Genomic DNA, 18476 nt, shown 5'->3' with positions numbered 1-18476 from the left:
ATTACGGGCCAGTCCCGGTTGAATTTAACGCGTTTCGTGATTTTTCCTGGATTGCTCCTGAGCCAGTTTGCTTGCCGCCAGGAAGGCGGGATTCCCGCCTCAATCCAGCCGCACTTTCTCTGCCAGAAAGTCCAGGCATCGGGCCTGTCCATGGAAGCGACGGCCGCCTTTGTGATGAAGCATCGCCCCAGTTCGATCATCCAGCGCGCGGCCAGCGTGGAGGAGGTGGCGAATCTGGTCGTCCATGCCGCGTCTCTTCAGGCGTCAGCCACCACTGATGCGGCACTGCGGGACGGGTCGGGGGGGCGTGGAAATGGCGCGCATGGCGCCGCAGGGCACTCAGATCAAGCCGGTCACCGGCAGCGCCGCGCCATGCACCGCGCGGGCCGCATTTGATGCCAGGAAAACAATCACGCTGGCCAGATCCTTCGGAGCGACCCAGTGCAGCGGGTCGGCTTGCGGCATGGCCGCGCGGTTTTCGGGGGTGTCGATGATGGTCGGCAGCACGCAGTTGACATTGATGTTCTTGGCCCGCAGCTCGGCCGCCATGGCCTCGGTCAGGCGAATGACGCTGCTCTTGGACGCGCAGTAGGCGGCCATGCGTGCCGCGCCCTTTTGCGCCGCATAGGCGCCGACATTGACGATTTTTCCGCCGCCGTGTTCCAGCATGTGCGGCACCACGGCGCGCGCCGTGTTCAGGACGGTGCGGGCGTTGATGTCCATCAGAAAGTCCCAGCTGCTGTCGGCGGTTTCATGCACCGCCTCGCCCATGCGAAAGCCGCCGGCCAGGTTGCACAGCACATCGACACGCCCGAAGCGCGCCACCGCCGCCGCCAGCGCGGCCGCGACCTGCGGGCCGTCGAGCAGGTCGGTGGCCAGAAACAGCCGGTTGTCGCCCGCGTCGCCAAAGGCGGCCTGCAAGGATTCAAGCTGCCGGCCGATCAGCACCAGCCGCGCGCCCTGGCCGGCAAAGGCGGCGGCCACCGCTTGTCCGAGGTTGCCGGCGGCGCCGGTCACCATCACCGTTTGGTTCTCGAAGCTCATTGCGTCACTCCCTGGCGTTTGTTGGCGTGGTAGCGACCCGTTCCCTGGCTGATCACCTGGTCGGACGCCAGCACCGTGCCCGGCTCGTGGTCCGGCTGGCCCTGCACGCGCTCGTACAAGGGCGCGAAGTCGATGCGGGCCAGGGCCAGCAGTTCGTCCAGGCTGTCGATCACGAAGTAGGTTTCCTGGAAATCGTCGATGCGGTAATTCGTGCGCATCACCCGCTCCAGGTCAAAGCGAATGCGGTTGGGCGACGCATCGTCGAGCGCAAAGACGCTTTCCGAAGCCGACGAGGCGATGCCCGCGCCATAGATGCGCAGTCCGTCCTTTTGCTTGACCAGGCCGAACTCGACGGTGTACCAGTACACGCGCGCCAGCTTGTCCAGCACGCCGAGCTGTTGCGCCCGTAATCCGCCTACGCCGTAGGCCTGGATGTAGTCGGCAATCGCCGGGTTCATCAGCATCGGCACATGGCCGAACACGTCGTGGAACACATCGGGCTCTTCGAGGTAGTCGAGCTGATGCGGCTTGCGGATGAACTGGCCGGCCGGAAAGCGGCGGTTCGCCAGGTGCTCGAAAAACACCTCGTCGGGCACCAGCCCGGGCACGGCGACCACCTGCCAGCCGGTGCGCTGCATCAGGATGTCCGAGAGGTGGCGAAAGTCGGGAATCTGGTCGGCGCCAATCGGCAGATCGGCCATGCCGCTGACGAACTCGTCGCAGGCGCGCCCCAGCAGCAGCCGGCTCTGGCGCTCGAACAGTGTCTTCCAGACGCCGTGTTCCTGGGCGGTGTAGCGATCCCAGCCCTGGTCAATGGTCCAGTCGGTTCGTTCCGGGCGTTGGGCGTCGCCCGCTGCAAGCCCGTGCTTGGTGGTTTCCTTCAAGGATGCTGGCATGGTGGTTCTCCTTAAGACGTGAAAAGTAATCACTTCCCGTTCGTCATTCCCGCGTAGGCGGGAATCCAGCAACACGGGCTGAAACGCTCAAACGAGTCTGGATACCCGCCTTCGCGGGTATGACGCAGGGAAGTTATTGCTGACCGCATCCTTAAACCGTGGCGGCGAGTACCAATCCCCGGCATTCGCCAAAGCCGATGCGCCGAAAGCCGTCCTGCTCGCAGTAGCCGCGCAGGATGACGCTGTCGCCGTCTTCGAGCCAGCTGCGGGTTTCGCCATTGGACAAGGCCAGGGGCTTCTTGCCGCCCGCGCTCAGTTCCATCAGCGAGCCGCCTTGCTCCGGCCTGGGGCCGGAAAGCGTGCCCGAACCGAACAGGTCGCCGGCGCGCAGGTTGCAGCCGTTGACGGTGTGGTGCGCCACCAGTTGCGCCATGGTCCAGTAGGCGTCGCGGTAGTTGGACTGCGAAATGCGCTCGCCCGCATGGCCGGCTTGCCGCATCCGGGCGGTCTGCAGCCACACTTCCAGTTCAATATTGATAGCGCCTTGCGCCCTGTTGACGGGCGAATCAAGGTATTCAAGCGGTTCTTGGTCGCCTTCTGGCCGGGTGAACGGCGCGCGAAACGGCGCCAGCGCATCGAGCGTCACCACCCAGGGCGAGAGCGTGCTGGCGAAGTTTTTGGACAGGAACGGCCCCAGCGGCTGGTATTCCCAGGCCTGGATGTCGCGCGCGCTCCAGTCGTTGAACAGGCCCACGCCGAAGACATGCGACTCCGCATCCGCCATGGCGATGGGCTCGCCCAGGACGTTGGGGCGCGCAATCAGCACGCCCAGCTCCAGTTCGTAATCCAGCCGGCGGCAGGGGCCAAAGGCCGGCGCGTCCTGGTCGGGCGCTTTCGTCTGCCCCTTGGGCCGGTGAAAGCCCTGGCCGCTGGGCACGATGCTCGAAGCGCGTCCGTGGTAGCCGATGGGCAGCCATTTGTAGTTGGGCAGCAGCGGGTTGTCGGGCCGCAGCTGCTTGCCGATGGTGGTGGCGTGGTGAACGCTGGTGTAGAAATCGGTGTAGTCGCCGATCTGGCAGGGCAGGCCCAGCTTGACTTTGGACTGGGCGCGCAGCGCGGCCTTGAAGGTTTTTTGCTGGGCGCTGCCTGCGCGCAGGCCTTGCGAGATGGTCTGGCGCAAGATGTGCCGGGTCTCGGGCGGCAGGCGGATGAGCCGGTTCATGTCGCGGCTAGCGATCAGCCGGGCCGCATGCAGGTCCAGCACCTGGTCGCCAATGGCCACGCCGATATGCCAGTCGGCGTCATCTTCACCGCGAAAACGGCCAAACGGCAGGTTCTGGATCGGAAAGTCGCTTGCCGGGTCGTTGGCCGATTCGACCCAGCTTTGCAGCGCCGCGTCGTGGGTGCCGTCAATGGCGGGGCTCATGACTTGAATTCCCGCTGGTGCAAAAAGGCCGCATGGGCGGGCGCGCGTTTGGTCTTGGACCAGTCTTCGAGCATGTCCCACTTCACGGCATCGAGCCGCTTGATCATGGCTTCTTCCTCGGGATCGGGGCAGGCCAGCTCCAGGCGGTGGCCGTTCGGGTCAAAGAAATAGATCGAATGGAAGGCGCCGTGGTCGGTCACGCCCAGCACATTGACGCCGTTGGCCTCCAGGTGCGCCTTGAACTCCAGCAGCTCGGCCCGGTCTTTCACCCGAAAGGCGATGTGCTGAACCCAGTCGGGCGTGTTCGGGTCGCGGCCCATGGGCGGCTGCGTCGGCAGTTCAAAGAATGCCAGCACGTTGCCCTGGCCGGCGTCCATGAAGATGTGCATGTACGGATCAGGCGCCTTGGTGGATGGCACCCGGTCTTCGGCAATCGCCAGCACGAAGTCCATGTTGAGCATCTTCTGGTACCAGAGCACCGTCTCCTTGGCGTCCTTGCAGCGGTAGGCGACGTGGTGAATGCGGTCGATTTTCATGGCTGTCATGCCTCCACGGTGAGTGCGCCGCGCTCGATCTGGTCGCGCTCCAGCGACTCGAACAGCGCCTTGAAATTGCCCTCGCCAAAGCCCTCGTCGCCCTTGCGCTGGATGAACTCGAAGAACACCGGCCCGAGTTGCGGCTGCGAGAAGATCTGCAGCAGCAGGCGCGGCCTTTCCCCTTGAGTAGTGCCTTCAGTGCTGCCGTCGAGCAGGATGCCGCGCGTCTGCAATTCGGCTACCTGCTGGCCGTGGCCCGGCAGGCGGCCGTCGATCATCTCGTAGTAGCTGTCGCTGGGTGCCGTCATCAGTGGCACGCCGGCCAGGGCGAGCTTGTCCACGGTGGCGGGCAGGTCGTCGCAGATCAGCGCGATGTGCTGGATGCCTTCGCCGTTGAACTTCAGCAGGAATTCCTCGATCTGGCCGCCGCCCTGCCTGGATTCCTCGTTCAGCGGAATGCGGATCTTGCCGTCGGGCGCGGTCATGGCGCGCGAGGTCAGGCCGGTGTATTCGCCCTGGATGTCGAAGTAGCGAATCTCACGGAAGTTGAACAGCTTTTCGTAAAAGCCGCCCCAGAACGCCATGCGGCCCCGGTACACGTTGTGCGTCAGGTGGTCGATGAGCTTGAGGCCATGACCGGGCGGATGCCGGTCCACGCCCTCCAGGAACACAAAGTCGATGTCGTAGATCGACTTGCCGTCTTCAAAGCGGTCGATCAGGTACAGCGGCGCGCCGCCTATGCCCTTGATGGCGGGCAGGCGCAACTCCATCGGCCCGGTCGGAATGTCAATCGGCTGCGCGCCGAGTTCGAGCGCGCGGTTGTAGGCAAGGTGCGCATCCTTGACGCGAAACGCCATGCCGCAGGCGCTCGGGCCGTGCTCGGCGGCAAAGTAGCCGGCGACGCTTTTGGGTTCGCGGTTGACGATGAAGTTGATCTCGCCCTGGCGGTACAGCACCACGTCCTTCGAGCGGTGCCGGGCCACCAGGGTGAAGCCCATGCGTTCGAACACCGGCTCCAGCACGCCCTGCATCGGCGAGGCGAACTCGACGAATTCAAAGCCCATCAGGCCCATCGGGTTGTCAAACAAATCTGCCATTTCAAATTTTCCTTTTTCAAAAGAAGGGTTAATCGAGCGAAATTCCGCCCAGCGTGTCGCAGGGAATCTTTTTATCCATCTTGCGCGGAAAACCCCGTCCTTTAGCGCGGGGATGCAGCGCGCGGACGCCGCAGGCGTCCTCCACTGCCGTCGATCAGCAAAATTGCTGCATAAAATGCCAGCATGCAGCGCCTCCAGGCCTTTCAATACGAACTCATGCCCAACGGTGAGCAGCAGCGCAACATGCGCCGCTTTGCCGGAGCATGCCGCTTCGTCTTCAACACAGCGCTGGAATTGCAAAAAGCCAATCACGCGGCGGGCGCAAAGTTCATGAACTACGTGGCATTGGCCAATAAGCTCCCAGACTGGAAGCAAGAGTTTGAGTGGCTCAGGCAAGCTCCATCGCAAGCCTTGCAGCAAGTTTTGAAAGACCTGGAGCGAGCCTGGAAAAACTTCTTTGAAAGACGCACCGACTTTCCGAAGTTCAAGAAAAAAGGCCCGCGCGAGAGTTTTCGTTTTCCGCAAGGCTTCAAACTTGACCAGCCGAACAGCCGAATTTTTTTGCCCAAGCTGGGCTGGATGCGCTATCGCAACAGCCGCGACATTCTGGGAACCGCCAAAAACATCACCATCAGCCAGTCGGGCGGCAAGTGGTTTGCCAGCATCCAGACCGAGCGCGAAGTGGAAACACCGACACCCACAGCGACAACGGCCATCGGCATTGATGTTGGAATAGCCCGCTTTGCCACGATGAGCGACGGCAGCTTTGTTGCCCCGCTGTGCAGCTTCAAGCGTCACGAACAACGCCTGGCGAGATACCAGCGGCGCATGAGCCGCAAAACCAGGTTCAGCAAAAACTGGCACAAAGCCAGGCGAAAGGTTCAAAAAGTCCACACCCAAATAGCCAACGCCCGCAAGGACTTCCTGCACAAGACGACAAGCGCCATCAGCCAAAACCACGCGATGGTCGCTATTGAAGACTTGGCTGTGCGCAACATGAGCAAATCGGCAGCGGGCAATGCGGGAAAACCGGGCAAAAACGTCGCCGCCAAGTCGGGGCTGAACAAGTCCATCCTCGATCAAGGCTGGTTTGAATTCCGGCGACAGCTGCAATACAAGCTCGCTTGGAACGGTGGCATTCTCATTGCCGTGCCGCCCCAGTACACCAGCCAGACCTGCCCATGCTGCGGGCATGTGGCAAAGGAAAACCGCCAAACGCAAGCCAGGTTCGAGTGCGTCGATTGCGGCTACGAGAACCACGCCGATGTCGTCGGTGCAATGAACATATTGGCGCGGGGATACCGCGTTGCAGCCTGTGGAGAGGACGGCTCTGGCCGGGGTCGCAAGACCACGACGAAACCAGCCTCGGCGAAGCAGGAACCCACCGAAGTGACTATGCGTGAGGGAACTCATGTGTAGCACCGTAGGAATCCCCTTCCTTTAGGGAGGGAAGGATGTCAAAGACGCTGGGGTTGATGGCGTGGGTGTTGGCCTCCACGCCAATCGTCAGGCCGTCAGGCGCCGCCTTGGCCAGGGCCGGCGACCCGGTGATGCCGCCCGCGCCGGGCAGGCTGTCAATCACGACGCCTTGTCCGCCGGGCACGGCGGGGACGAGGGCGGCGCGGCGGGTGATGGAAAAAGCAGGGGAAGCGTTCATGGTCGTTGTCTCCGGTTTATAGGCTTTGAATAACGGTCTTGCAATGGGGCTTACAGGGCCGGCGCGTGTTGCTGCAATGCACCAAGGACTTCCTCGGTGTGCTCGCCCCGCTGCTTCGCCATTTGTTTTCAGGACGAGCGCTCGTTGTCTGCCGCCGCAAAACTGCTGGCCGGGCACTTGGCCGAGGCTGGGAGGAAATCTCAGGCCAGGCACCCGTAAGGCAGGGCTGCAGTTCACCAAGAAGCCGACGGCCTGCCCGCGCTGTTTTATCCATGGACATCACAAGGACAAGGTCGAGCTTAAATTCACAAAGCTAGAATGAAAATCAGACAGTTTCACCGCTGCTGAACACCACTGTTTTTGTGTAATTTCCTTAAGGAGACGAGATGGGTTTGTTTGATATGTTCAAAGGCGATTCGGGCGACAAAATGACGCCTCACCTGGCGTTCGCCACCAGCTTGATGTACATGATGTCCGCCGACGGCGAAATCGACAACGAGGAAATCGGCCACCTGCTGTCCGTGCTCGGCGGTCAGGACCAGGGCAACGGCACCGTCGGAGTGGGCGCGCAAAACCAGGCGCTGCTGGACAACGCGGTCAAATACCGCCGCAAAAACTCCATCGACACCTTCCTCAAGGAAGCCGCGCCGCTCCTGAGCGATGCCCAGAAGATGTGCATGTTGGTGAACCTGATCGACTCCTCGCTGGCCGATGGCACCCCTGAGCCCGAGGAACAACAGCTGTTTGGTAAATTCCTGCAAGCCTTTGGCGTTGCTGAAGAGCGGTTCCGTCCCTTCTTTGAAGTGATCGTGCTGAAAAACGACCGCTCCGTTTTCACCAACCAGAGCCACCCGAAAAACGACCCGGCCTACCAGGTCAAAATCTCGATGCCGACCTGATCAAGCGCTTCAACAGGCCGTACATGATCCCCGGCACTCGGGGCTGTTCGTGTACAAGGAGGCGGGACCAAACACCCGGCTTTTGCCTGTTTGGAAAGCCGGAAGCGATTATTTGTCGCTATCTCGCCAGCAATCCATTCACCTGTTGCAAATCCTCCGCAGTCAACGTGCCGCTGGCCTGCCTTAACCGCAGCCCGCCCAGCAGCACGTTGTAGCGCGCCTGCGCCAGGTCGCGCTTGGTCTGGAACAGCTGGCTTTGGGCGTTCAGCACGTCGATGTTGATGCGCACGCCGACCTGGTAGCCCAGCTTGTTGGCGTCGAGCGCGCTCTGGCTTGACAGCTCGGCCGCTTCCAGCGCCTTGACCTGTCCCTGGCCCGACTGCACGCCGAAGTAGGCGGTGCGCACGTTTTGCGCCACGCTGCGCCGCGTGCCTTCGAGGTCGCTCAGCGCCTTGTCGCGCAGCGACAGCGTTTCCCGGATGCGGTTTTGCGTCGAGAAGCCGGCGAACAGCGGCACATTGAGCAGCAGGCCGATGTTGCTGGTGTTGGCGCGGGAGGAAATGCCGACTTGCGCCGTGTTGGACGGGTTTTTGGTGACGTTGTAGCTGGCGGTCACGTCCAGCGTCGGCTTGTGGCCGGCTTCGGCTTTCCTGATTTCCAGGTCGGCAATCTCGGCGTTGCTCTGCGCCTGGCGAATGGCGGGGTTCACCAGTTCGGACTGCCGCACCCAGGTCGTTACATCGGCCGGCACCACGGGTGGCAGGCTGGCCGGGGCCAGCAGGGGCCGGGGCTGGGATTCGGTGACGCCGACCAGCTGGTCAAGGGCAATTTTCTTGACGCGCAAGTCGTTCTCGGCGGCGATTTCCTGGGCTGTCACCAGGTCAAAGCGCGCCTGGGCTTCGCGGGTGTCGGTGATGGTGGACGTGCCGACCTCGAAATTGCGCTTGGCAAACGCCAGTTGCTCGTTCACCGCTTCTTTTTGCGCCCGCACAAAAGCCAGCGTGTCCTGCGCGGCCAGCACGTCGAAGTAAGCCTGGCTGGTGCGCACGATCAGGTCTTGCGATGCCGATTCGAGCTGGGCCCGGGCCAGGTCCACCTGCTTGAAGCCCTGCTCGTAGGTGGCCCAGTTGCCGGGCCGGTACAAAGGCTGGCTGGCGCTGAGCGTGGCATTCTGGGTGTTGAAGCTGGTGTTGACGGCGGGCGTGGTGGTGGTGTCAACGCCAACGCGCGAGGCCCCCGCCGACAGCCCGGCGGTGGGCAAAATGCCGGCCCTGGCCTGGTCGGCGCGGGCCAGGTTGGCGTCGTATTGCAGCTTGGCCGACTGGTAGGTCGCATCAAAAGCCCGCGCCGATTCATACAACTCCACCAGACTCTGGGCTTGCGCCAGGGGCGCCAGCGCGGCTAGCGCGAAGGCGGCCGACAGGGGCAACATCGGCAGGCGGGGCACCGACGGTTTTCTAGGCAGGGTCATTGGGAAGTCTTGCAGGAGTTGGATGAATCAAAAAATGAACGGATCAGCCGGTGGATACAAGGAGCAGTCCGGCCGGCTTGACCGCTTCGAATCGAAAAAACCGGCAGTTCAATAGCGCGCCACCGACGGATCAACCCGCTGCGACCAGGCATCAATGCCGCCCTGCAGGTTGACGACTTCGCCAAAACCGCTTTGCGCCAGGTAGTTGGCCACCTGCAGGCTGCGCATGCCGTGGTGGCACAGGCAGGCGATCGGGTGGTCGGCGCCGAGCGTGTCCCGAAGCTCCGCCACGCGGGCCGGAATCTCGCGCATCGGAAGGGCCAGCAGCCGGAAGCCGTCTTCCTTGACCGAGGCGGTTTGCACTTCCCACGGCTCGCGCACATCAAGCACGACCGGAAGGGCGGTGGGCGCAAGCCCTTCTTTGGCCTGGTCGCGCCAGGCGGCAAAGGCGGAAGGATTGAGTTGGGGAATCATCAGGCGGGCCTTGGTATGGTTCAGGGATTCAGAAAGTGAATTTCGACGGCGCGGGGAAATTGAGCAGCCGGGGCGCCACCGTGTCCCAGGCTTGAGTGGTGCGAAACGAGTCCTTACCGACGCGGGTGATCAGCGTGGCGCGCATCATGGGTTCGTCGCCGACGATGGCGCTGAGCCGGCCGCCGACCTTGAGCTGGTCGAGCAGCGCGGCGGGCACTTCGGCGACCGATCCGCTGAGCACGATCACGTCGAAAGGGCCGCGCAGCGGGCCGTTGCCGGACACGGCTTCGGCCAGGTTGGCCGCGCCGTCGGCCTGGCGCACTTCGGCGTTGTAGATGCCGGCTTTTTGCAGGTTGCGGCGCGCGGTTTCGGCCAGTTCAGGCTCGATTTCGAGGGTGATGACCTGCTGGGCGCGGTGCGCAAGCAGGGCGGCCATGAAACCGGAGCCGGTGCCGATTTCCAGCACTTTTTCATGCTTTTGCACGGCCAGGTCTTGCAGGATGCGGGCTTCGACGCGGGGCGCGAGCATGCACTGGCCGGGGTTGTTGTGCGGCGGCAGCGGGATTTCCATGTCGGTGAAGGCCAGCGCCTTGCACGCTGGCGGCACGAAGTCTTCGCGCCGCATCACCGCGAGCAGGGAAAGGACCTGGTTGTCCAGCACTTCCCAGGGGCGGATTTGCTGCTCAATCATGTTGAATCGGGCTTGTTCGTAGTTCATGGAAAACCTGTGGTTGTGGGCGATGTGGGTGAAGGGGGAATGCATTGAGCGCGGGGGCTGATTTTAGACGGCGTGCCGGCTGGCAACCTGACTCGGATCAGCGGTTCTTGCCGGCGCGGCGGCTTGGCGCCCCGTCACTGAACTCAGGCCTTCCTTGCATCTGGCCGGGCATCGTCTGGCCGAAGGCTGAAGCCGTTCAGGATGACGCCCAGCTGCGCGGCAATGTATCTTTGCGGGTCCAGCTCGACATTGCTGGGCACGCAAACGCCCATTGAATGCCGGGACAGGATCATGAACATCATCGGTGCCACCACGCTGTACACCGCATAGTCCAGGTCCAGGCTGCGGAATTCACCGCGATCCATGCCGCGCTGCAAAATGCGGCGAATCAGCGTATGGCCGGGCTGGATGACTTCCTGCTGGTAAAACGCGGCGATTTCCGGAAAATTGCTGGCTTCGCTCATCATCAGCTTGGTCAGCCCCGAGGCTTTTGTCGCTCCGACCCGCTCCCACCACGAATTCATGCAGTAGCCCAGCATGTCGCCGGTGCTGCCCTCGAAACCCTCGAACTCGCTGTTCCATTCGACAAACCGGCCCGAGATGTTTTCGCGCACCACGGCCTTGAACAGCTCGTCCTTGCTCGGAAAGTACAAAAACAGCGTGCCCTTGGACACGCCGGCGCGCGCCGCGACTTCTTCGACGCGGGTGGCGGCAAAACCTTTTTCAACAAAAAGATCGAGCGCCGCGTCGATCAATTCACCGGGACGGGCTTCCTTGCGCCGCTCGCGCCTGGTGGCGGTGGCTGGAGTGTTGTCGTTGGAGGAGGGGGTGTTTGGCATAATTACTGACTGGCTGGTTAGTAATATAGCTTTTTGCCTTTACCCCGTCAACTGCGGGTGCCTGGCTGCCAGGCGTGCTCCTGCCTGTTCTACCTGTCAAATGCCGGACGTTTCGGGTTGAAGGTCCAGTTCGGAATCAGGCACTGCATGGCAATGGCATCGTCGCGCGAACCCAGGCCGTGCTGTTTGTAGAGCTGATGGGCTTTCTCGACCTCGGCCATGTCCAGCTCGACGCCAAGGCCGGGCTTTTTGGGTACCGCCACCAGTCCGCCGACGATCTGCAGCGGCTCCTTGGTCAGGCGCTGGCCGTCCTGCCAGATCCAGTGCGTGTCGATGGCCGTGACGCGCCCCGGCGCGGCAGCGGCGACATGGGTGAACATGGCCAGCGACACATCGAAGTGGTTGTTCGAATGCGATCCCCAGGTCAGCCCCCAGTCGCGGCAGGTCTGCGCCACGCGCACCGAGCCGGCCATGGTCCAGAAATGCGGGTCGGCCAGCGGAATATCGACCGATTGCAGCGCCAGCGCGTGCGTCAGCTGGCGCCAGTCGGTGGCGATCATGTTGGTGGCCGTCGGCAGGCCGGTGGCGCGGCGGAACTCGGCCATCACCTCGCGGCCCGAGAAGCCGTCCTCGGCGCCGCACGGGTCTTCGGCGTAGGCGACCACGTTTTTCATGTCCCGCATCAGGCGAATCGCGTCCTTGAGCAGCCAGCCGCCGTTCGGGTCAAGCGTGACGCGCGCCTGCGGGAAGCGCTCGTGCAAGGCGGTCACGGCGTCGATTTCTTCCTCGCCGCGCAGCACGCCGCCCTTGAGCTTGAAGTCGTTGAAGCCGTAGCGCTCGTGCGCAGCTTCGGCCTGGCGCACCACGGCCTCGGGCGTCAGCGCGGTTTCGTGGCGAACGCGCGACCAGGCGTTGTCGGCACCGGGCTCGCTGTTATAGGCCAGGCCGGTTTGGGTGCGGTCGCCGACAAAGAACAGGTAGCCCAGCATCTCGACCGCCTCGCGCTGCTGGCCTTCTCCGAGCAAGGCGGCCACCGGCACGCCCAGGTGCTGGCCCAGCAGGTCGAGCAGCGCCGACTCGACGGCGGTCACGGCATGGATGGTGGTGCGCAAATCAAACGTCTGCAGTCCGCGCCCGCCGCTGTCGCGGTCGGCAAACTGCTTGTGCATCTGCTGCAGCACGCGCTGGTGGTCGCCAATCGGCTGGCCGACGACCAGCGCTCGGGCATCTTCGAGCGTCTGGCGGATCTTCTCGCCCCCTGGAACCTCGCCCACGCCGGTGCGGCCGGCGTTGTCGGTGAGGATCAGGAGGTTGCGCGTGAAAAACGGGCCGTGCGCGCCGCTCAGGTTGAGCAGCATCGAGTCGCGGCCGGCGACGGGGATCACTTGCAGGCCGGTGATCAGCGGTGTGGAGTGAGTTGGCATGGGTGGGTGCTTGCAAAGTTGGAAAAAGGGGGCCGACAGGAAAAGCGGCTAAGGATCTGGCAAACAATAGCTTCCCGTCCGTCATTCCCGCGCAGGCGGGAATCCAGCAACACGGGCTGAAACCCTCAAACGAGTCTGGATACCCGCCTTCGCGGGTATGACGCAGGGAAGTTATTGCTGACCGCATCCTAATAAGTCAGCCCGAAGCCGAACTTGTACAGCGTGTCCTTCTCGGGATAGCCCGGAACGTCAGGCTGGTTGTCAACAATGGCCTTGGAGTTGTTGGCCAGGGCAAACGGCAGCTTGCCTTGCGGCTTGAACGCCGCGCCCGTTGCCAGAACCTTGCCGCTCAGCACGTCGAGCAGCGCGGTGTTGCTCACGCCGAAGCCGGCCACGATGGCGCCCGCAGTCTTCAGGCCGCTGGCATCGTCAAGAACATAGGGCTGGCGGAAGTAGATGCTGAGAACGACCTTTTTCGGGTCGCCTACTTCCTGCATGACCTTCTTGATGTCGGCCAGCGATGGCGAAACCTGCCATGACTGCGCAGCGGCCATCTCGGTGAACGACAGCATGCCGTTTTCCCACGGGAAGGAGCCGCCGAACCCCAGCCCGTTATCGAGGCAGGCCTTGGTGGCATCCTCGACCGAGTAGTCCGCCTTGGCGACGCAGCGGTCTTCGGACCCCCACGACTTGCCGGTGGCCGGGTTGATGCGGCCGCCGGTCGCAGGATCATCGCTCTTGTAGGTGCTGGTGTACTTGGTCGTGGTGCCCGGCACCAGCTTGTTGTTGGACACTTCAACCCGGATCACCGCATAGTCGCTGCCGGCGGCGCTCGGGCGTCCGACGGCATCTCCGTTGACGTCCGTCACGGTGCTTCCATCCGCATTCTTGTTCGACTCGCCGTCGGTCACGGTGTAGCCGTACTTTTGCACATCGGCCTTGGCCAGGCCCATGGTGTAAACCTTGGCGCCTGCCTTCAGCGGCAGGGTCTTGCCACCGGCCGCCTGATCCTGGTTTTGCAGCAGGGCGATGGACTTGCGCTGAATGTCCATGCCCACGGCGCGGTTTGCGTCGTTGCCGATGCTGGCGGCAGCCTTGCTGGCATCGACGTAGGGGTTTTCGAACAGGCCGAGCTGGAATTGCTCCTTCAGCAGTCGTTTCGCGGCTTCAGTGACCCGGGCTTCAGTGACCAGGCCGGCCTTCACCAGATCCATGATGGTCTGGTTGGTGTGGAAGCCAGACAGGGTTTCGGTTCCGCCATTGAGGGCTGCGGCGACGCGTTCCGCAACGGTCTTCTTTTCCAGGCCCCAGGCGCGGTCGTTGATGATGCCGGTGTCGGAGTTCACGTAGCCCTTGAAGCCGAGCTTGCCGCGCAGCAGGTCGGTGACGATTTGCTTGGAGAACGCCATGCCGACCTGGTCGTAGGTGACGCCTTCATAGGTCACGTTGATCGGCACGCCGTAGTACGGCATGATCGACGACACGCCGGCGTCCAGGGCGGCCATGAACGGCTTCAGGTGGTAAGCAAAATTGCCGCCCGGATAGGCCTGGTTCTTGCCATGGGCGTAGTGCGGATCGAAGCCGCCTTCCTGCGGGCCGCCACCGGGAAAGTGCTTCATGGTCAGCGCGACCGCCGACTTCGGATTCACCGAGGTGCCATCCTTGACGGTGCTGCCCTGCAGGGTTTGCACCAGCGTCTTCATGATGCTGGCGTTCAGGTCGGCATCTTCGGTGAAGGTTTCGTGTACCCGGTACCAGCGCGGCTCGGTCGAGAGGTCGGCCATGTAGCCGTACATGCCGCGCAGGCCAATCGACTTCCACTCGTCGCCCATGACCGTGGCAAAGTTCCTGACCAGCGACATGTCGCCCGCGCCCAGCGAAGCCGAGGCCAGGCCGGCTTCCTTCGGGAACTCGGTGAAGGCGCCGGCGGCCTCGCTGATGCCGAAGCGCGGGTCTTTTTCATAATGGTTGCGCGCGTTGGACTTGAACACTGCCGGAATGCCCAGGCGCGTGGACTCGGTCATGGCCTGGACTGCGTTCGTGAACTTCGCCGCCTGCTCGGGGGTGACCTGCCCCGCTGTCGGGGTGGCCGTCACCACGTTGCGAAACACAAACCGGCTCATTTTCTGAACATTGATGTAGTCGAACGCCGTTTGGGAAACCGAGCCGCCCGCATCCGAGTTCAGGGTGTCGATCAACATCAGGCCGACTTTTTCCTCAAGCGTCATCTTGCCCACCAGGTCATCGACGCGCTGGTCGATGGAGCGGCGCCAGTCTTCGTACTTGTCCAGCTGGCCGTTGCCGTTCGAGTCCTTGAACTGCTTGCCCTCGACCGTCAGAATGCTCTTGACCTGCGCGCTGATCGCCGGTTGCGCCAGGGTGTTGTCGATGCCGGTATCCAGTGCAATGCCATCCCCGTCGCCACCGCCGCATGCCGTGAGCATCAGGGCACCGATGAGCGCGCTGGCCGCAAGCGCGGTCGGCCTGGCATGGAATTGTTGCTGCAAGGTACTTTTCATGTGTGTCTCCTGTGGATGGTGTTTAAAAAAAGCGATCTTCCCGGGCGCATCCTGAATCGCATGGTAGCGTTCAGGATTAATGTTATCGGTAACATTTGCGCAAAGAATAGCATTTTGGAAAACAGGAGAAATTGGGGTAAACCCGGAACTTTAGTGATTTAAACTGCTGAAATTGCAGAAAAATCTAAGAAATTTCAGAAATTTTTAGTCAGGCATGCAGTGGCATGCTGATTGCCGGGTGTTCCATTCACGATGACGAAAATAAATATCGATAACATTTATGGCGGATGCGGGGTTCGGTGATCCGCTTCAGACCCGGCTCAAGCGCTTGAGCCCAATACCGCTCAGGCGCTGGCGCGCTCGATGATCTCGAAGCCGATATCGACAATCGGCTCGCTCACGCTTCGGCCTTCTGCCCGCTCGACGATGTACTGCGCGGCGGTGCGGCCAATGCGTGTGCCGTCGATGCGCACGGTGGTCAGCGCGGGTTGCAGGCTGGCGGCCAGATCCAGGTCGCCCAGGCCCACCACCCCCAGTTGCCTAGGGACGGCCAGGCCCCGCGCCTGCGCCTCGATCAGCACGCCCAGGGCCAGCATGTCGGAGCTGCAGAACACCGCGTCGGTTTGCGGATGCGCGCCCAGAACGGCGGCCAGCCCGGCGCGGCCCGAGCCGAGGGTGGTCGGCGCTGGCACAAGGTGCGTGGGCGCCGCGTCCAGGCCCAGCGTGCGGCTCATGCCCTGGAAGCCTTCAATGCGGCGGCGTGCGCGCTCGTCATCGGCGCTGATCAGCGCCGGATGCCGGTAGCCCCGGCTGTACAGGAAATGGCACACCGACTGGCCAATCCGCTCATGCGAAAAGCCGACCAGCATGTCAATCGGCGTGGGCGTCAAGTCCCAGGTTTCGACGACCGGAATGCCGGACGCCAGGAGCTGGCGCCGGCCTTCGGGCGAATGCATGATGCCGGTCAGCACGATGCCATCGGGCCGGCGGCGAATGATGGCGTCGAGCAGCGCGTCTTCGCGCGATGCGTCGTAGCCGCTCTGGCCGATCATCAACTGGTAGCCCTGCTCGTCCAGTGCCTCGTTCAGCGCGCGAATGGTTTCCTGGAACACCGGCCCGACCAGCGTGGGCAGCACGGCCGCCACCAGCCTGGCCTTCGAGGAGCGCAGGCCGCGCGCCATGCCGTTGGGCACGAAGCCGGTGCGGGCAACGACTTCGCGCACCCTGGCCAGCACGGCGGGGGAGACTTTTTCGGGATGGTTCAGGGTGCGCGAGACGGTCATGGCCGACACGCCGGCCAGCCGGGCAATATCGTGAACGGTGAAACCCTGGGGTTTTTTCATGAAAGAGAGGTCTGGTAAGGCTGACGCAGGCACGGAAACGGCCAGCAGGAATGATACCGGCAGCCCCGGGCCAGCTCCGCTACAGCGGCAGGAGGCGGCCCACCGCCAGCCCCAGGCATTCGCGCAGCACCAGGCGCGAAGCCAGCAGGCCTTGCGCGGACGGCAGCCATTGCAGCAGATGGTTCTCGATGGGCTCGGTAAAGCCCATGGGCGCGGGCGTCACGCTCAGGCCGGCGCGCTCGAAAGCGGCCAGCGCGCGCGGCATGTGCCAGGAATGGGTGACCAGGGCGATACGCTGCACGCCGTCACGCCGGAGCAGGGGCGCCAGCAGGCGCGCATTGCCCGACGTGTCGCGCGATGCCGATTCGCTCCAGCGCAGGGTGAAGCCGTAGTCCTGCAAGGCTACCTGCGCGGCCACTTCGGCTTCCGATACCGGCTGCATGCCGTCGGCCGCCCAGCCGGTGCCGCCGGTAAACGCCACCGGCAGGCCGGTCTGGCGCGCCAGCCAGACGCCGTAGCGCAGCCGGCTTGCCGTGTCAGACGTAGGCTGGGGCGCGCCGCCGTATTCAGGCGCCCCCGGCAGCGAGCCCCCGCCCAGAATGACGATGGCCTGCACCTGCCCGGCCTTCAGCTGCGCGCTGGAGGCCGGTGCGACCTGCGGCAGGGCATGGCGCGCCAGCCACACCGCCGTGCCGTGACAGCCGAGCAGCCACAGCACCACCAGCGACAGCGTGGCCAGCAGCAGCCCGCCGCGCCGTTTGCGCCAGGCCAGCAGCACGCCCAGCAGCGCCAGCAACAGCGGCACCGCGGGCGGCATCGCCAGGCTGGTCAGCAGCGGCTTGAGGAAACCCAGTTCCATCAGCAGCTATAAAAACAATAGCTGCTTATGCATGCTGCACGTGCGCAAAAGGCATAAATGATCAATAAAATGCCTGCAAGCCGGTCTGCGCGCGGCCCAGAATCAAGGCATGCACGTCGTGCGTGCCTTCATAGGTGTTGACGGTCTCCAGATTGATCATGTGGCGGATGACGTGGTATTCGTCATGGATGCCGTTGCCGCCGTGCATGTCGCGCGCCATGCGGGCAATGTCGAGCGACTTGCCGCAGGAGTTGCGCTTGATCAGCGAGATCATTTCGGGCACGGCACGGTCCTCGTCCATCAGCCGGCCGACGCGCAGGCAGGCTTGCAGGCCGAGCGTGATTTCGGTCTGCATGTCGGCCAGCTTCTTTTGAATCAGCTGGGTTTGCGCCAGCGGACGGCCAAACTGGACGCGGTCCATGGTGTACTGGCGGGCACGGAACCAGCAGTCTTCGGCCGCGCCGAGCGCGCCCCAGGCAATGCCGTAGCGCGCCTTGTTCAGGCAGCCGAACGGACCCTTGAGGCCGCTCACGTTGGGCAGCAGGTTTTCGCTTGGGACAAACACATCGTCCATCACGATCTCGCCGGTGATGCTGGCGCGCAGGCTCATCTTGCCTTCGATCTTCGGCGCGCTCAGGCCCTTCATGCCTTTTTCGAGCACGAAGCCGCGAATCGCTTCCTGGCCGCCGACCTTGCCGTCAGCGTCTTCGAGCTTGGCCCAGACCACGAACACGTCGGCAATCGGGCTGTTGGTGATCCACATCTTCGCGCCCTTGAGGATGAAGCCGCCATCGACCGGCTTGGCGCGCGTCAGCATGCTGGCCGGGTCGGAGCCGTGGTTCGGTTCGGTCAGGCCGAAGCAGCCGACCCATTCGCCGGTGGCTAATTTTGGAAGGTATTTTTGCCGCTGCGCTTCATTGCCGTAGGCATGGATCGGGTGCATGACCAGCGAGGACTGCACGCTGATGGCGCTGCGGTAGCCGCTGTCCACGCGCTCGACCTCGCGTGCCACCAGCCCGTAGCTCACGTAGTTGAGGCCGGCGCAGCCATAGCCTTCGATGGTCGAGCCCAGAAAGCCCATCGCGCCGGCCTCGTTCATGATCTCGCGGTCGAATTTTTCATGCCGCGCGGCCATCAGCACTCTGGGCTGGAGCTTTTCCTGGCAAAACGAATACGCCGCCTCCTGGACCGCGCGCTCGTCATCGCTGAGCTGCTCGGACAGAAAAAACGGGTCTTCCCAGTTGAATTTGGTTTTCATGGCGCGTCTCCTTGGG

General features: G+C 63.2%; 18 protein-coding genes. 2 read left to right on the top strand and 16 right to left on the bottom strand.

The window, feature by feature from the left end:
- Positions 1-99: 99 nt before the first annotated feature.
- The 6 genes from ABLV49_RS26070 to hppD form a co-directional block, all read right to left on the bottom strand.
- Positions 100-246, bottom strand: a complete 147-nt coding sequence (locus ABLV49_RS26070) for a hypothetical protein (protein WP_415838018.1) — start codon at positions 244-246, stop codon at positions 100-102.
- A 93-nt stretch (positions 247-339) separates the two neighbouring features.
- Positions 340-1044, bottom strand: coding sequence for an SDR family NAD(P)-dependent oxidoreductase (locus ABLV49_RS15260; RefSeq protein WP_349277723.1), 705 nt, complete (start codon positions 1042-1044; stop codon positions 340-342).
- A complete protein-coding gene (gene phhA / locus ABLV49_RS15255; protein WP_349277721.1) occupies positions 1041-1940 on the bottom strand; it encodes a phenylalanine 4-monooxygenase in 900 nt (299 codons plus the stop codon). Before phhA ends, ABLV49_RS15260 begins: the two co-directional genes overlap by 4 nt.
- A gap of 151 nt (positions 1941-2091) precedes the next feature.
- Positions 2092-3366: a fumarylacetoacetase gene (gene fahA, locus ABLV49_RS15250; RefSeq protein WP_349277719.1), complete on the bottom strand. Its 1275-nt coding sequence runs from the start codon at positions 3364-3366 to the stop codon at positions 2092-2094.
- Positions 3363-3902 carry a VOC family protein gene (locus ABLV49_RS15245; protein ID WP_349277717.1) on the bottom strand — a complete coding sequence of 180 codons (540 nt, stop codon included), beginning with the start codon at positions 3900-3902 and terminating at the stop codon, positions 3363-3365. Before ABLV49_RS15245 ends, fahA begins: the two co-directional genes overlap by 4 nt.
- 5 nt (positions 3903-3907) lie before the next feature.
- On the bottom strand, positions 3908-4999 hold the full coding sequence (gene hppD, locus ABLV49_RS15240) for a 4-hydroxyphenylpyruvate dioxygenase (RefSeq protein WP_349277715.1): 1092 nt from the start codon (positions 4997-4999) through the stop codon (positions 3908-3910).
- Positions 5000-5182: 183 nt separating this feature from the next.
- On the opposite strand from hppD, the gene ABLV49_RS15235 reads away from it, so the two are divergent.
- Positions 5183-6418 (top strand): RNA-guided endonuclease InsQ/TnpB family protein, encoded by a 1236-nt coding sequence (locus ABLV49_RS15235; RefSeq protein WP_349277713.1) that lies wholly within the window; start codon positions 5183-5185, stop codon positions 6416-6418.
- Here ABLV49_RS15235 and ABLV49_RS15230 read toward each other — a convergent pair.
- Complete coding sequence (locus tag ABLV49_RS15230) at positions 6393-6656, bottom strand: tripartite tricarboxylate transporter substrate-binding protein (RefSeq protein WP_415838020.1); 264 nt, start codon at positions 6654-6656, stop codon at positions 6393-6395. The genes ABLV49_RS15235 and ABLV49_RS15230 overlap by 26 nt on opposite strands.
- A gap of 386 nt (positions 6657-7042) precedes the next feature.
- On the opposite strand from ABLV49_RS15230, the gene ABLV49_RS15225 reads away from it, so the two are divergent.
- Complete coding sequence (locus ABLV49_RS15225; RefSeq protein WP_349277711.1) at positions 7043-7555, top strand: TerB family tellurite resistance protein; 513 nt, start codon at positions 7043-7045, stop codon at positions 7553-7555.
- Between the two features lie 118 nt (positions 7556-7673).
- Here the strand turns inward: ABLV49_RS15225 and ABLV49_RS15220 are convergent, their stop codons facing one another.
- The 9 genes from ABLV49_RS15220 to ABLV49_RS15180 all read right to left on the bottom strand — a co-directional run bounded on the left by ABLV49_RS15220 (position 7674) and on the right by ABLV49_RS15180 (position 18460).
- On the bottom strand, positions 7674-9026 hold the full coding sequence (locus ABLV49_RS15220; protein WP_349277709.1) for a TolC family outer membrane protein: 1353 nt from the start codon (positions 9024-9026) through the stop codon (positions 7674-7676).
- Positions 9027-9134: 108 nt separating this feature from the next.
- Positions 9135-9500: a rhodanese-like domain-containing protein gene (locus tag ABLV49_RS15215; RefSeq protein WP_349277707.1), complete on the bottom strand. Its 366-nt coding sequence runs from the start codon at positions 9498-9500 to the stop codon at positions 9135-9137.
- Between the two features lie 28 nt (positions 9501-9528).
- Positions 9529-10218: a protein-L-isoaspartate O-methyltransferase family protein gene (locus ABLV49_RS15210; RefSeq protein WP_349277706.1), complete on the bottom strand. Its 690-nt coding sequence runs from the start codon at positions 10216-10218 to the stop codon at positions 9529-9531.
- A 143-nt stretch (positions 10219-10361) separates the two neighbouring features.
- Entirely contained in the window at positions 10362-11057 is a 696-nt protein-coding gene (locus ABLV49_RS15205) for a TetR/AcrR family transcriptional regulator (RefSeq protein ID WP_349277704.1), read from the bottom strand.
- A gap of 89 nt (positions 11058-11146) precedes the next feature.
- A complete protein-coding gene (gene gudD, locus ABLV49_RS15200) occupies positions 11147-12481 on the bottom strand; it encodes a glucarate dehydratase (protein WP_349277702.1) in 1335 nt (444 codons plus the stop codon).
- Between the two features lie 188 nt (positions 12482-12669).
- Positions 12670-15000: a glycoside hydrolase family 3 protein gene (locus tag ABLV49_RS15195; protein WP_349277700.1), complete on the bottom strand. Its 2331-nt coding sequence runs from the start codon at positions 14998-15000 to the stop codon at positions 12670-12672.
- A gap of 344 nt (positions 15001-15344) precedes the next feature.
- Positions 15345-16343 (bottom strand): LacI family DNA-binding transcriptional regulator, encoded by a 999-nt coding sequence (locus ABLV49_RS15190; RefSeq protein WP_349277698.1) that lies wholly within the window; start codon positions 16341-16343, stop codon positions 15345-15347.
- A gap of 79 nt (positions 16344-16422) precedes the next feature.
- The gene (locus tag ABLV49_RS15185) at positions 16423-17202 is read right to left on the bottom strand and encodes a YdcF family protein (RefSeq protein WP_349277696.1); all 780 of its coding nucleotides are present in this window, start codon (positions 17200-17202) and stop codon (positions 16423-16425) included.
- A 61-nt stretch (positions 17203-17263) separates the two neighbouring features.
- Complete coding sequence (locus tag ABLV49_RS15180; protein ID WP_349277694.1) at positions 17264-18460, bottom strand: acyl-CoA dehydrogenase; 1197 nt, start codon at positions 18458-18460, stop codon at positions 17264-17266.
- Positions 18461-18476: the final 16 nt, after the last annotated feature.

The sequence above is a fragment of the Polaromonas hydrogenivorans genome, assembly GCF_040105105.1.
In the GTDB taxonomy this organism is placed as follows: Bacteria; Pseudomonadota; Gammaproteobacteria; order Burkholderiales; family Burkholderiaceae_C; genus Polaromonas; species Polaromonas hydrogenivorans.
This window is presented reverse-complemented; position numbering and strand designations above follow the sequence as displayed.

Coding starts and splice junctions, on each gene's coding strand:
- ABLV49_RS26070 (WP_415838018.1), bottom strand. CDS start 246: ATGGACGACCAGATTCGCCACCTCCTCCACGCTGGCCGCGCGCTGGAT.
- ABLV49_RS15205 (WP_349277704.1), bottom strand. CDS start 11,057: ATGCCAAACACCCCCTCCTCCAACGACAACACTCCAGCCACCGCCACC.
- ABLV49_RS15220 (WP_349277709.1), bottom strand. CDS start 9,026: ATGACCCTGCCTAGAAAACCGTCGGTGCCCCGCCTGCCGATGTTGCCC.
- phhA (WP_349277721.1), bottom strand. CDS start 1,940: ATGCCAGCATCCTTGAAGGAAACCACCAAGCACGGGCTTGCAGCGGGC.
- ABLV49_RS15215 (WP_349277707.1), bottom strand. CDS start 9,500: ATGATTCCCCAACTCAATCCTTCCGCCTTTGCCGCCTGGCGCGACCAG.
- ABLV49_RS15235 (WP_349277713.1), top strand. CDS start 5,183: ATGCAGCGCCTCCAGGCCTTTCAATACGAACTCATGCCCAACGGTGAG.
- ABLV49_RS15180 (WP_349277694.1), bottom strand. CDS start 18,460: ATGAAAACCAAATTCAACTGGGAAGACCCGTTTTTTCTGTCCGAGCAG.
- ABLV49_RS15245 (WP_349277717.1), bottom strand. CDS start 3,902: ATGAAAATCGACCGCATTCACCACGTCGCCTACCGCTGCAAGGACGCC.
- ABLV49_RS15210 (WP_349277706.1), bottom strand. CDS start 10,218: ATGAACTACGAACAAGCCCGATTCAACATGATTGAGCAGCAAATCCGC.
- ABLV49_RS15185 (WP_349277696.1), bottom strand. CDS start 17,202: ATGGAACTGGGTTTCCTCAAGCCGCTGCTGACCAGCCTGGCGATGCCG.
- ABLV49_RS15195 (WP_349277700.1), bottom strand. CDS start 15,000: ATGAAAAGTACCTTGCAGCAACAATTCCATGCCAGGCCGACCGCGCTT.
- fahA (WP_349277719.1), bottom strand. CDS start 3,366: ATGAGCCCCGCCATTGACGGCACCCACGACGCGGCGCTGCAAAGCTGG.
- hppD (WP_349277715.1), bottom strand. CDS start 4,999: ATGGCAGATTTGTTTGACAACCCGATGGGCCTGATGGGCTTTGAATTC.
- ABLV49_RS15190 (WP_349277698.1), bottom strand. CDS start 16,343: ATGAAAAAACCCCAGGGTTTCACCGTTCACGATATTGCCCGGCTGGCC.
- ABLV49_RS15260 (WP_349277723.1), bottom strand. CDS start 1,044: ATGAGCTTCGAGAACCAAACGGTGATGGTGACCGGCGCCGCCGGCAAC.
- ABLV49_RS15225 (WP_349277711.1), top strand. CDS start 7,043: ATGGGTTTGTTTGATATGTTCAAAGGCGATTCGGGCGACAAAATGACG.
- ABLV49_RS15230 (WP_415838020.1), bottom strand. CDS start 6,656: ATGAACGCTTCCCCTGCTTTTTCCATCACCCGCCGCGCCGCCCTCGTC.
- gudD (WP_349277702.1), bottom strand. CDS start 12,481: ATGCCAACTCACTCCACACCGCTGATCACCGGCCTGCAAGTGATCCCC.